13 protein-coding genes are annotated in these 12,816 nt (G+C 31.2%); 6 read left to right on the top strand and 7 right to left on the bottom strand.

Going from position 1 to position 12,816, the window contains the following annotated elements:
• Positions 1–92 precede the first annotated feature (92 nt).
• From HMPREF2737_RS09660 to HMPREF2737_RS09640, 5 genes are all read right to left on the bottom strand, one after another.
• On the bottom strand, positions 93–1,235 hold the full coding sequence (locus tag HMPREF2737_RS09660; RefSeq protein ID WP_176743854.1) for an acyl-CoA dehydrogenase family protein: 1,143 nt from the start codon (positions 1,233–1,235) through the stop codon (positions 93–95).
• A gap of 160 nt (positions 1,236–1,395) precedes the next feature.
• Complete coding sequence (locus HMPREF2737_RS09655) at positions 1,396–1,740, bottom strand: transcriptional regulator, SarA/Rot family (RefSeq protein WP_037549844.1); 345 nt, start codon at positions 1,738–1,740, stop codon at positions 1,396–1,398.
• A 488-nt stretch (positions 1,741–2,228) separates the two neighbouring features.
• On the bottom strand, positions 2,229–2,552 hold the full coding sequence (locus HMPREF2737_RS09650) for a PH domain-containing protein (protein WP_037549846.1): 324 nt from the start codon (positions 2,550–2,552) through the stop codon (positions 2,229–2,231).
• 20 nt (positions 2,553–2,572) lie between these two features.
• Entirely contained in the window at positions 2,573–3,319 is a 747-nt protein-coding gene (locus tag HMPREF2737_RS09645) for a transcriptional regulator, SarA/Rot family (RefSeq protein WP_229664794.1), read from the bottom strand.
• A gap of 258 nt (positions 3,320–3,577) precedes the next feature.
• On the bottom strand, positions 3,578–4,438 hold the full coding sequence (locus HMPREF2737_RS09640; RefSeq protein WP_037549850.1) for an AraC family transcriptional regulator: 861 nt from the start codon (positions 4,436–4,438) through the stop codon (positions 3,578–3,580).
• Positions 4,439–5,112: 674 nt separating this feature from the next.
• Between HMPREF2737_RS09640 and HMPREF2737_RS09635 the strand changes: the two genes are divergently transcribed.
• Positions 5,113–5,862 (top strand): CHAP domain-containing protein, encoded by a 750-nt coding sequence (locus HMPREF2737_RS09635; RefSeq protein WP_037549852.1) that lies wholly within the window; start codon positions 5,113–5,115, stop codon positions 5,860–5,862.
• Between the two features lie 368 nt (positions 5,863–6,230).
• On the opposite strand, the gene nhaC is transcribed toward HMPREF2737_RS09635, so the two are convergent.
• Together nhaC and HMPREF2737_RS09625 are read right to left on the bottom strand one after the other, a co-directional pair.
• Positions 6,231–7,637, bottom strand: a complete 1,407-nt coding sequence (gene nhaC / locus HMPREF2737_RS09630) for a Na+/H+ antiporter NhaC (RefSeq protein WP_037549854.1) — start codon at positions 7,635–7,637, stop codon at positions 6,231–6,233.
• Positions 7,638–7,749: 112 nt separating this feature from the next.
• On the bottom strand, positions 7,750–8,820 hold the full coding sequence (locus tag HMPREF2737_RS09625; RefSeq protein ID WP_037549856.1) for an NAD/NADP-dependent octopine/nopaline dehydrogenase family protein: 1,071 nt from the start codon (positions 8,818–8,820) through the stop codon (positions 7,750–7,752).
• Positions 8,821–9,230: 410 nt separating this feature from the next.
• Between HMPREF2737_RS09625 and HMPREF2737_RS09620 the strand changes: the two genes are divergently transcribed.
• The 5 genes from HMPREF2737_RS09620 (at position 9,231) to HMPREF2737_RS09600 (ending at position 12,760) form a co-directional block, all read left to right on the top strand.
• On the top strand, positions 9,231–9,659 hold the full coding sequence (locus tag HMPREF2737_RS09620; RefSeq protein ID WP_037549858.1) for a DUF4870 domain-containing protein: 429 nt from the start codon (positions 9,231–9,233) through the stop codon (positions 9,657–9,659).
• Positions 9,660–9,871: 212 nt separating this feature from the next.
• Positions 9,872–10,624 (top strand): CHAP domain-containing protein, encoded by a 753-nt coding sequence (locus HMPREF2737_RS09615; RefSeq protein ID WP_229664795.1) that lies wholly within the window; start codon positions 9,872–9,874, stop codon positions 10,622–10,624.
• A gap of 455 nt (positions 10,625–11,079) precedes the next feature.
• Positions 11,080–11,409: a DMT family transporter gene (locus HMPREF2737_RS09610; RefSeq protein WP_037549865.1), complete on the top strand. Its 330-nt coding sequence runs from the start codon at positions 11,080–11,082 to the stop codon at positions 11,407–11,409.
• A gap of 1 nt (position 11,410) precedes the next feature.
• The gene (locus HMPREF2737_RS09605) at positions 11,411–11,722 is read left to right on the top strand and encodes a DMT family transporter (protein WP_037549867.1); all 312 of its coding nucleotides are present in this window, start codon (positions 11,411–11,413) and stop codon (positions 11,720–11,722) included.
• Between the two features lie 81 nt (positions 11,723–11,803).
• Positions 11,804–12,760 carry a 2-hydroxyacid dehydrogenase family protein gene (locus tag HMPREF2737_RS09600; RefSeq protein WP_037549869.1) on the top strand — a complete coding sequence of 319 codons (957 nt, stop codon included), beginning with the start codon at positions 11,804–11,806 and terminating at the stop codon, positions 12,758–12,760.
• Positions 12,761–12,816: the final 56 nt, after the last annotated feature.

Here is a 12,816-nt window from a genome sequence, read left to right as displayed (position 1 = left end):
CTACAGGCTAAGCAAGCTGGGGATACAACGAAATGAATTTTGAGAAAATATTATTTCTGTCCCACTCCCTAAAATCTATAGTTATTAGACTCTTAAAATAAATTACATAAAGATTTCGCTATATTAGTGTATGCTGCATCTTCCATTGGTGGATTGTGTAATCCAGCTCTCATATCTCGATAATAGCGTTGTAACGGACGATCCATTTCCAGACTTTTTGCACCAACAATTCTCATCGCTAAATCAACAACTTCTAACCCTTGGTTCATCACTAGCACTTTACTAGCAGATGTTTCATTCCATAAGTGTGGTTGATTTTCTGAATAATTATATCCTTTTGCGGTACTCCATAAAAAGTGACGTGCTGATAATAGTAAAGACTCCATTTTCCCAATGTTTTGTTGTACAGTTGGTAAATGGCTAATAGTTCCTTCTATACTATTTGGGCCATAACTCGTCGCAAAGTCTATGGCATAATTTCTTGCCGCCTGTGCAATTCCTAAATATGTACTTGGAATATGTAATATCCAGCCATTCGGTTGTGGCTTTCTTTTTGACTCTACGAAAAAGTCATTAGGTATCCATACATCATTCAATACTAAATCGTGACTTTCTGTAGCTCTCATACCTACCATATTCCAATTATCTGCAATTTCTACACCATCAAATTCTCTTGGTACTAAGAAAAAACCTACTTCCTGTAAATCATCTACATATGCAGCTACAATATAATGGGTCAATGCTTTACTCATTGATGTGAACGTTTTAACACCATTTAATAAGTAACCGTCATCTTGTTTTACTGCATGTGTCGCAGGTCTGCCTCCGCGAGTTGGGCTCCCTGTATCCGCTTCACTTACCGCTCGATTAACAAGAGCTCCATTTTCGATATCTTTTGCAAAGCGATTAAGCACGTCCTGGTTCCACATCGTTTGTTCATATATTTGACCTATAACACTTAAATGCCAACCAATAGATAATGCTGTTGCACCGTCAATAGCACCTAAATATGTTTGCAAAACAACCATATCTTCAATAGTGGCACCTTCTCCACCATATTCTACAGGTAGCGTTAGTAAACTATAACCTTCATTAACTAGCCATTCAATATTCTCATAAGGGAACCTAGACTGTTTATCATTCTCTGTTGCTCTTGCTTTAAACGTCTCTTCTATTGATTGAAATTTTTTTATCCATTTCTTTTGAATATCTGTATTAATCAGAACTGAATCGATCAATTATATCACCTGTTCATTGTCATTATTATTTAAACCTAGTTTATCACTCGACATTACAAATTGAAAGTTAACCACTTAAGGGATTATAAACACAAAAAGACTTAAGTCAATGAGATTAAATCTCTCAAAACTTAAGTCTTTTATGAATAAACGTTGATTACTTAATGTACTTCTCTAATTCAGCAATCAGTTTATTTATTTTGTCTCGTTGTTCATCTGTTACATAAACAATAACTATTCTTTCATCTTGTATGCTACGTTTTTTTGAAAGTAACTGTAAATCTTTTAACTTCTGTAATGCTTTAGTTAAGTAATAAGGTTTAAACTCTGAATACGTTGCAATTTCCTTTGAAGTTATTTCATTCGTTTTACTTCTCGCAATATAATTTAAAATATAAACCTCTTCATAATTTAAATTATATTTCTTTTTAGTATCTTTGAAGAACTTTTTAACTTGAAATGTTGCGTTAACTAAATCATTGATGTCTTTAATTTGTCCCATATTCTAAACCACTCCTCTGATGTACGTCTTGTTGCTACAAGGTTCATGTCTACTATTTATTACTTACCAAACATTTCTTATGCTATAAAATTTATTTTATAACATTTATGTATAATATTTCAATATTTTTATGAAATTCAAATGATATTAATTATCAATAACAAGTTACATCAATTAAATTATATATAATCAATTAGTCACTATAGGTATTTATTTGGAGATAAAAAAAGAGGACTGGGACAGAATTCTTTATAAAAATTCGTCGTCCCACCCTTACAAGAATGACCAGAACTGAGGAAAGCATGAATTAAGCGTCTTCTCATCTCAGTCAGCTACTGCGAATTTGCAAAATAGCAACATTATATTATTTATGTTAAAGACTCACATGTTTTTTAGCCTCAGCTAATTGTAATAATAATATAATTATAACAAGCGTTGCTTCCTTTAGAATCATAGTAACGTATTTTAGGTTTTATTCAACTTTTTGATTATTTAATTTTAGACTCCACATAATCAACGAATGCTTTAACGTCTTTAGTTTTGATTTGTTTCATTGGTACTTTTCCAATATTAAAAGTAAACAAAATACCTGTGCCATTAAAATGTATTTCTTCTATTTCATTATATGGGATATTTCTATAATAGAATTGACCATTCATATCTACATTCATAATTAATCTTTCAGAAGTAGCAATAAATGCTCCTTCAAATTCACTTTGGCCTTGAACATTATACTCAATGACACCTAATACTGAAGGGCCTTTTGACTCTGTTGGAAACAAATCGTTGGGATTCACATTATCTAGAATCATGAATTCATTCTCCTTACATATTATGATATTTTATTGTACTTCATTTGCTCTTGGAACTTATTGTAACATCTAATAAATAATTGATTTGTTTCATATGCTCGTGATTCAATAAATTTTACATTTACAATACGTTCATCTATCGAATTACGATACTTTTTTAAATACCCTTTTTGATAAAGATCATTAATAACCACGTTCATACATATTAAATATCGATATGACATTGCCTGAATTTCTTTTAATGAAATAACTTGTCGACTAGATAGTAACTTACCTAATAAAAACAATTCATCCAAACTCAAATTAGACTCCTTTGCTATATTTCGAACTTTGTAAAGTGCGTCAAAAATGGTTATAACATGCCCTAATTGATTGTATTGGGCTGTTATTTCTATTAAATAGTCAAAATTCTTCCCTTTTATCATTTCACTAACTTCCATAAACATAATGTTCAGTTTATCTTGACAGCTATTGGATGGGAGAAATAATATACGTCTTTGGTCATTATCATCACGTAATTTAGTGATCCATCCTAAATGATATAAATGCTCTAAATGATGTCGTAATTGTCTTTTTGAAATGGTTTGATAAGTGATTAACTCATCTATATAAATGCCTTGATGATGAACATGAAAATATTTAATGATTTCATACAATGTTTTTAATTGCTCAAATTTTAATTGGTAACTATACTTTAGCACCTCACCTACCGCTTTCATAAAAACAAGATAAAATAATAATGTTTCTAGCTTATTTTTATTCATCATAGCTATCACCTCATAGCACTATTTCAGGATTGGACGGTTAAGAGTTTCCATGCTAATTTGATAACAAATTGTCTAATCATAGCCCCATATTTTAAAACTGCATTTGAAACTATTGAATATATAACTCTATATTTACCCAATCTATTAAAGATAGACATTGACTTGATTTCTTAAATAAACAACATTATCTTTATAATTTATCAATTGAAAGGTCATGTTTACTTGTACTCAATCATCATGTTTGACTTATATCTATTATTATTCGGTTGAACTGTAATTATCTTTTGCTTCAGCAATTAATAATTGTGTTTCTTCATCTAATGGTATTTCTGATTGATTAAATGATTGATATTGATGCGATTGATTCTTAGTTCTGATTTGACCAGGTGTGGTGCCGTATTTTTTATTAAATAAAGCAATGAAATGTGGAAAATGGTTGAATCCATGCTTATATGCAATATCTTGTATTAAATGATTACTTTTTAAAATGTCTATCAAACATAATTTTAATCTAACATCATTAATATATTGTGTAATATTATGATAAGGTGTGTGATACTTGATGACTTTACTAAGTTCCTTGGCTGACATATTGAGTGCATTAGCCATATCTTGGCGACTTATCTTATTACTGTGCTGTTTAATAATATACTCATGTACTTTGTCAACTAAGGCATTATCTAGTTTGTAATGAGTGCGTTGATTTCTCTGCAAGTATCCTAATTCTACACATAAGTGTTTTACCAGCTTATCTTTTATTTGTAATTTATCTGACTTATTACTTTCAAAATCAAGTAAATTTAAAATAAAGGGTTCTAATTGTTTTCTTTCAATAGAGAGAAATTTATATCCATTAGACTTAATATAATCATCAGCATATTTCAAATAATCTTTGAATGCTATTTCAATACTAGCGATAATTGCTCCATCCTCATTCTCAATCGAGTAAATATCATTTAACATTACAAATAATAAATCTCTCTCTTTCATTTGAAACTTTTTTAAATTTAAAATTACTCTCCCTGACCCCTTTAGCCAATAGATTAATTTAATATTTGATTCCTTTTGACTACTTATCTTTATATTTTTTAAAAGCTTTACCGAAAAGTTATCAATCATACGAACGTCCTTTCACTTTATAATATATAAAGATATGACATAAACAGAAATAATAAATTATCCCCCATAACGCTAATAACTATTGCTGCATTAATAACGATTTTCTAATTAAACGCTTTTTTTGAATGCCTATCTTCATATATAATTGTATGTTTTATTTCGGTATTAGCAGTAGCAAACTTTTAACTAATTATATCATTTTATTATCTTATACAAATGTTTTTGTATATTTTTTATAATGTTTTTATGAATAATCCCCAATAAGAGCTTCTTTTATAGCATTTCAGAGTAATAATACAATTTAATTAATAGATCTTTTGTATATATATAATTTTAAAACAATACAAAAATAATGAATTCTATTAATTTTATATCAAATTTATTTTTGCTGTTACTTTACAAAAATGTTACAAGAAAATGAGTATCTTTTTCATATATTTTTTTAAACACTGTTATGACAACGTTTTTTAATATTACAAAAAATTACTTATTGTATTTAACTCAACACTATTTATTAGCAAAAAATTACAAAATGATAACAAAGCACACAAAATGATTTTTTTCTGATAAAGTATGTCTTGTCGTTAAGAAACTTATTAAAAACTGGACTCAAGGGTCATCAAATGACTATTAAATATAAAATATTAATTTAATTCTCAGGAGGAAATTTTACAATGAAAAAAATCGCTACTGCTACAATCGCTACTGCAGGAGTTGCAACTATCGCTATCGCTGGACATGGTCATGAGGCACATGCAGCAGAACAAGGATATAACCCAAATGATCCAACTTCATACAGCTACTCTTACACTATCGACCAACAAGGTAACTATCATTACACTTGGAAAGGTAACTGGAGCCCAAATCAAGTAAATCACTCTAGTCAATCTAATTATTCATACAACAACTATTCATATAATTACAATAACTATAATAACTACAACAACTACAGCAATAACACTCAATCATATAGTGCAAATAATCAACAAACTGGTGGTTTAGGTGCTAGTTACTCAACTTCAGATCGTAACATTAAAGTAACTACAACTACTGCTCCATCATCACAATCAACTGGCGTTTCAATTTCAAGAACTTCAAGTTCAGGTAGTAACTTATATACCGCTGGTCAATGTACATATTATGTATTTGATAGAGTTGGCGGTAAAATCGGTTCAACTTGGGGAAATGCTAATAACTGGGCAAGCGCTGCAGCTGCTTCAGGTTACACAGTAAACAATTCACCATCAGCTGGTGCTATTTTACAAACTTCACAAGGTGCATATGGTCACGTAGCATACGTTGAAAGTGTTGGAAGTGACGGTTCAGTTACAGTATCAGAAATGAACTATGGTCATGGTGCTGGTGTTGTTACTTCACGTACTATTTCAGCTAGCCAAGCTGCTTCATATAACTACATTCACTAATTTTATTAATAAGTATAAAAGCGATCCAAAAATGGATCGCTTTTTTGCGCTTACTTTCAGACTCAAAGATATATACATTAAACAACATGCATCTCCACTAGTTTAAAAATCTTATTATGAGATATAAATAGCCTCCTGCCGTATAATTAAAAACAAAAAAGATTGGAAAGTAATAATCAATACTTTCCAATCTTAATCTATTTCGAACAAATTCATTCTTTCTTGATTTGTTATATCTATTACTACATAATTGTTGATAATAAATTCGTTTGTCCATCGTTCATGGATCCAATTCTCGCTACAAAAATATCTTTGTAACGTTTTAACATACTTAAATACATCCTTTTCACAAATGATTAAACATATTTTTACGAATTTTTTACATAACTTTTGTTATCTAATTTTCTAATACCAATTCCAGTAAAGCCGTAAATAATTGCTAATACTGCACACAAGTAGCATGGAACTGTCCAAATAAAGAATTGATCTACTGATACTCCCAGTTGTTGTGTGTAGTATATGCCTGAAGTTCCCCATGGTATTAACGGCAACACCATCGTACTTGAATCTTCTAAAGTTCTTGATAAATTTGATTTATCTAAATTCCTACTAACAAACATGTCTTTCATTAAGACACCCACCATAATAATTACTATAGATGCTACACCAGCTGTAAATACTAACATTAAACAGCAAATGACTGTTATTAAGATAAGCGTTCCTACTGAATGTATACCTTTAGAAACCGTTTTTAACATGACATCTAAACATCCCGATACTTCAACAATACCTGCAAATGCATACCCACAAAATATTGTCACTAGTATTTCTGTCATACTCATCATTCCACCTTGTTCTAATAGGGATGTTGCATTGGTAGAAAGATTGGAATGTCCAGTCATCGCAGGTGTAAATCCATTAAACATAGCTTTAAAACCATCAACTATATTAAAATGATTATTTAATGTTCCAATAATAACTGCACTTAAACTTGATGCTAACATAGATGGTACAGTAGATACGTTACAAACTAAACATATGATTATGACTAATAACGGCACCCACACCCAAATATTTATATTATAGATACCATCAAGTTCATTCAGTAACTTATTAATTTGTTTCGTATTCACTGACCCTTTTGAAGTTAACCCTGCAAAGAACCAAACTATTAGTCCAATAATTGAAGCAGGTATCGTTGTCCACATCATTGATCTGATATGAGAAAAGATATTTACCTTAGTTACTAAAGCAGCTAAGTTAGTTGTATCTGATAATGGTGACATTTTATCACCAAAGACCGCACCTGCAATAATAGCACCTGCTGCCATACCCATATCGATATTCAACTGATGCGCAATTGATATCAACGCAATACCAGCTGTTGAAGCTGATCCCCAGGCTGTTCCAGTAGCTAAACTACAAATAGCCGATATTAAAAAGGCAGAAACTAAAAAATAATGTGGATTTAAAAACTTTAGACCGTAGTATATTAAAGCTGGAACAGTTCCAGAATACATCCAACTTCCAACTATTATACCTACAGCTAGTATAATAAATATTGCAGGCATAGCCGTCGTTAATCTTCGTGTAATCCCCTCTTCTAAATCTTTCCATTTTAAGCCTACTCGCCAAGCTATCAAAGCTGCATATGCAGATGATATGAGTAACAGTACCTGAATGGGAATATTAAATTTTATAAAGCCTATTGTCACGACAATAACCATAACGATAATTGTAGATATTGCTTCCAAAAATGATGGCTGTCTTTTCATACACATTCCTCTTTTCCTTTTAGTTAATTACCTCTTTTCATAGTTAGATGTGCATTTAATCATAAATAGAATGTTAATTAAAGATTCATTTTTAGTAATCTAAATTTGTTAATTATTCTAAACCAAGTTTTTCTAAACCAAGTTCTTCTACTTTTAGACCTTCATCGAAAAAGTCACGTTCTAAAATTGTTGATGCAATCATAATAACAGCATCTATATTAGGCGTTTCAACATCAATTGCACGCCCTAAACTTGACCACAGTACTAGTCCATATGCAATATCTTCAGTTAAATAACGATTTTGTACTGAATTAGGCCCTGGTATTTGAGAAAACACAGGACTTGTATTAAACAAACGATTTAATGGTTCATCTTCGTCTTTACGTTCTAAATAGCCTCTTTGAATACGTGCTTCTTTGGCTGTTAAAAGTTCAAATCCTAATTTACGCCCTAGTGTTAAACGTTCCAATTCAATTGCATGTAATAATCTTACTGTGTGCTTCGTAATACCTTCTTTATAGAGGGCAAATGAATCAGCATAATCAATTCTTCCTACATTTAATAACGTTGGACCAGGATGAACCTCTGGGTTTCCGTTTTCTAAATTTGTCTTCCATAGATTTTCTTCTTTAACAAGATACGGATATATTTGACTTACTTTTTCAAAGCTGTCACTAAGTTCCTTCTTATTATATGTAGAAAAGAATACTTTACGTACATTCAATGATAAGTCTACGCGTGCATTTTCAAAGTCAACGCGCGTACCGTAAGTAAGTGTATTAGCTTCAGCAAACTTCGGCTCTATCTCAATATGTTTATCTTCAAGTACATTAATAAATCGAATTGACGCCATGGCAGCTGCAATATTGAAGAAAATAAGTTGATCACTTGTTACATGCTCAGCCATAATTTCCGCATAGTATTCAATATATGATGATGGAATGATAACTTGAATTATCTCAGCATCTTTCAATACATATTCAATGTCATCACTTATGTCTGTAAATGGTACAAATGATTCTGTACCTTCATTATTAAAATCAAATCCACCCTTTTCTAATGCGTTATTAAATTTTTTAATGGATGAATTTCGACAATATAATTTCACATCATGTCCTTGATTTACCATATCTACTGCCGCTGTAACTGCACCGTTACCTGATCCTACTACCGCTATTTTCATAGTTATAACTTCCTTTCTTAATCAAATCAGCGTCTCTGCTTTTCATTTAAAAAATAAAGGGAGCAGGTTAGAAATCTAATAAATGTAAATAGATTTCTTTATATCCTCAAATACAACCATTTATTAAAATGATCATATTTAAGCCCCGCTCCCGGGCAAAGTTGGCTAGAATAAAAATATATCTTAAATCAACATTACTTCTATTCAGTCAGCTAATGCCAAATCCTAATAATGAGTTTTACTAATATCATTAGTAATCAATTTTTATACAACGCTAAACTATATCCTATTTTTCAAAAATTAAACACAACTCAATTATTTATATTAATTTTAAAATTAACTAATCTTTTTTAAGTAACTTTGTTATATTAATTATGAAACATAACTTTTTAATTGAGAGGAGTATTATTATGTCGGATTATTATGATCAATCACAAGACTCTACGGTAAAGAGAGATAATGAAGATGATGCCCGATTAATGTCTATGTTAATTTTCCTATTGGGGTTCTTCACTTCTGTAATAGGTCCAATTATTATTTGGGCTATCAAGCGTAATGAATCACGATTAGTTGATAAAGCTGGAAAGAATTACTTCAACATGCTTATTTCTTATTTAATTTGGAACTTTGTTGTTGGTATATGTATGGTACCTGTATTTTTCATATATATAGTTAATAATGAAGCAGCGATCATTATCGCTACAATATTATTATTTGTTCTTTCATTACTATTAATTGTACTTACTATCCTATATGTAGTTTTTCATATCGTTGCATGCGTTAAATATTTTGGTGGAAAAGAGTATGTAGTGCCTTTATCAATTCGTTTCTTCAAATAAGTTGTACAGCATCTAATATTACAAAGGGTTGTAACAATAATCATTTGTTAACACAAACTAAATATATGATTAATGTAGTATACATGCATAATTCAAGCTATATTACAGTACGTAACCTTGAACTACTCTTTATTACGGAGTTGTTCAAGGTTTTTGTATTTCATTTACGAAATCATAACATTGCACACAGTGCTAATAGAATCTGATAAAGTATGACTTGTCGTTGGGAGCGACAAAAAAATACAAATTCAAAGTCTATTCAACATATCGCTATTTTTAACCTATTGTTGAATACAAATTTTGGGAGGACTTTTTACTATGAAAAAAATATTACAATTTCAACTTTAACAGCAGGCATTGGTGTATCAGCATTAGGATTAAATGCTAACCATGCAGATGCTGCAGAATATATTCACAATTCAGCACCACAACATAATCAATTCGGACAACAAAGTCCACATGGTCAAAATATGCAATTTAGTCATCAACAAGGACAAGGTTATCAACAACCTCAATTTAATCAACAATCTTTCAACTATAATCAAAGCACTACAACTTCAACAACGTCAGATGAAAGTTCGTCATCTAGTAGTTCTTCTACAACTACTTCTTCTTCAACTCAAACTACATCTTCTACATCAGGTAATTTATACACAGCCGGCCAATGTACTTGGTATGTATATGACAGAGTTGGTGGTAAAATCGGTAGTACTTGGGGAAATGCTAATAACTGGGCGAGTGCAGCATCAGCATCAGGGTACACTGTAAATAATACTCCAGAAAAAGGTTCAATTCTTCAAACATCTGAAGGTTCTTATGGACATGTTGCGTATGTAGAAAGTGTTGGTACCGATGGTTCAGTAACTGTTTCTGAAATGAATTATTCTGGTGGACCATATGTCAAAGATACACGTACAATTTCAGCTAGCCAAGCTAGTTCTTATAACTACATCCATTTATCATAATTTTAAATAAAGCTTAAATGATGCTAATCATAAATATAGGATAACATTATACTATAGAGCTGCATTGTAAATTCACAGTAGCTAAATGGTTGAAAAGTCGCTTTAAATCAAGCTTTCTCAATTCTAATCATTCATGTAGGACTAGAGGCTGGGACAAAATAAAATGTCTCAGCCTACTTTATCATTTTGTCAGTAGCTGACTGATTTGAAAATGCGCTTGAATCAAGCTTTTTTCAAACCTAGTCATCCTTGCCTGGTAGGCGGGGCCCCAGCAAACAGAATTTCCTAAAGAAATTCTACAGGCTAAGCAAGCTGGGGTTACAACGAAATAAATTTTGAGAAAATATTATTTCTGTCCCAATCCGAAGTCCTTTTTAAGTTTTACAAATTGAATAAAAAGTAACGCTTTGAGAGAATAAGCATATTAGTCTTTATTTTATAAGGAGTGTGAAGGTATGCAATGGCTTAAAGTCATCTTAGCTGGCATAATTGAAGTTATTTGGGTAATTGGATTAAATAATGCCCATAATTTTGCAACTTGGTTATTTACATTAGTTTTTATTGCACTAAGCTTCTACTTGATGATTTCCGCCTCTAAACAACTTCCAGTCGGTACAGTTTATGCAGTATTTGTGGGAATAGGAGCTGCTGGTACAGTTATTGCAGATATGCTTTTCTTTGGAGAACCTTTTACAAAAATGAAAGTTGTATTACTGCTTCTGTTATTAGTTGGCATTATTGGACTTAAACTGTCAACGTATGACTCACCTAAGGGAGGAATGTAATATGTCATGGCTATATTTACTCATTGCAGGATTATTAGAGGTACTTGGTGTCATATGGTTAAACCAATATGCACGCTCAAAACAAAAATTTTATATTGTTTTAATGGCAATTACGTTTATTTTTAGTTTTAGTGTATTAAAATTAGCTATGACAACAATTCCAATGGGAACAGCATATGCTATATGGACTGGTATTGGCACAGCTGGAGGAGCTATTGTAGGAATGTTATTTTACAAAGAATCAACACATTTTAGCCGTATCATTTTTATTTTCTTGATACTCTTCTCTGTAATAGGCCTTAAAATGATTTAATAAAATTGTATGAATTACATTTGTATACGTTTTCTCCTTTTATTATACTTAAAGAGAGATTATTGATAAGGAGTGAGCTTAATGGTAAAAGTTTATATAGCAGGTGCAATTCCAGAAGTAGGATTAAATATACTTAAAGAACACTTTGAAGTAGAAATGTATGAAGGTGAAGGCATTATTGATAAAGAAACACTAATGGAAGGTGTCAAAGATGCTTCTGCGCTTATAAGCATTCTATCTACGAATGTTGATCAGGAAGTGATTGACAGTGCAAGTAACCTTAAAATCATTGCAAACTATGGTGCTGGCTTTAATAATGTAGATGTTAAATATGCACGTGAAAAAGATATTGATGTAACAAATACACCTAAAGCATCAACAGCCTCAACTGCTGAATTAACTTTCGGACTCGTTTTAGCAGTTGCTCGTCGCATAGTTGAAGGAGATAAATTATCTCGAACACAAGGTTTTGATGGATGGGCACCTTTATTCTTTAGAGGCCGTGAAGTGTCTGGCAAAACGATTGGCATAATCGGTTTAGGTGAAATTGGTAGTGCAGTAGCTAAGCGTGCTAAAGCTTTTGATATGGATATCTTATATACTGGTCCTCACCAAAAGAAAGAAAAAGAACGTGAAATTGGTGCAAAATATGTAGATCTAAATACCTTACTTGAAAATGCTGACTTCATCACAATCAATGCTGCTTATAATCCTGATTTACATCACATGATTGATACCGAACAATTTAAACTGATGAAATCTACAGCCTATTTAATTAATGCAGGTCGCGGTCCAATAGTTAATGAAGAAGCTTTAGTAAAAGCTTTAGAAGACAAAGAAATTGAAGGTGCTGCATTAGATGTATATGAATTTGAACCTGAAATTACAGAAGGTTTGAAATCACTAGATAATGTAGTTATCACACCTCATATTGGTAACGCAACATATGAAGCAAGAGATATGATGTCTAAAATCGTCGCAAATGATACGATTAAAAAGTTAAATGGTGAAACTCCACAGTTTATAGTTAATAAATAATTTATAATGTAAAAAAGACGGAAACTGAAAGAGACTACGAAGTATATTAATCATTA

This window comes from Staphylococcus sp. HMSC069D12, from assembly GCF_001810405.1.
Taxonomy (GTDB): Bacteria; Bacillota; Bacilli; order Staphylococcales; family Staphylococcaceae; genus Staphylococcus; species Staphylococcus haemolyticus.
The sequence above is the reverse complement of the archived record's forward strand: the minus strand, read 5'-3'. Positions and strand labels throughout refer to the sequence as shown.

Coding starts and splice junctions, on each gene's coding strand:
- HMPREF2737_RS09655 (WP_037549844.1), bottom strand. CDS start 1,740: ATGGGACAAATTAAAGACATCAATGATTTAGTTAACGCAACATTTCAA.
- HMPREF2737_RS09650 (WP_037549846.1), bottom strand. CDS start 2,552: ATGATTCTAGATAATGTGAATCCCAACGATTTGTTTCCAACAGAGTCA.
- HMPREF2737_RS09645 (WP_229664794.1), bottom strand. CDS start 3,319: ATGATGAATAAAAATAAGCTAGAAACATTATTATTTTATCTTGTTTTT.
- HMPREF2737_RS09640 (WP_037549850.1), bottom strand. CDS start 4,438: ATGATTGATAACTTTTCGGTAAAGCTTTTAAAAAATATAAAGATAAGT.
- HMPREF2737_RS09635 (WP_037549852.1), top strand. CDS start 5,113: ATGAAAAAAATCGCTACTGCTACAATCGCTACTGCAGGAGTTGCAACT.
- nhaC (WP_037549854.1), bottom strand. CDS start 7,637: ATGAAAAGACAGCCATCATTTTTGGAAGCAATATCTACAATTATCGTT.
- HMPREF2737_RS09625 (WP_037549856.1), bottom strand. CDS start 8,820: ATGAAAATAGCGGTAGTAGGATCAGGTAACGGTGCAGTTACAGCGGCA.
- HMPREF2737_RS09620 (WP_037549858.1), top strand. CDS start 9,231: ATGTCGGATTATTATGATCAATCACAAGACTCTACGGTAAAGAGAGAT.
- HMPREF2737_RS09615 (WP_229664795.1), top strand. CDS start 9,872: ATGACTTGTCGTTGGGAGCGACAAAAAAATACAAATTCAAAGTCTATT.
- HMPREF2737_RS09610 (WP_037549865.1), top strand. CDS start 11,080: ATGCAATGGCTTAAAGTCATCTTAGCTGGCATAATTGAAGTTATTTGG.
- HMPREF2737_RS09605 (WP_037549867.1), top strand. CDS start 11,411: ATGTCATGGCTATATTTACTCATTGCAGGATTATTAGAGGTACTTGGT.
- HMPREF2737_RS09600 (WP_037549869.1), top strand. CDS start 11,804: ATGGTAAAAGTTTATATAGCAGGTGCAATTCCAGAAGTAGGATTAAAT.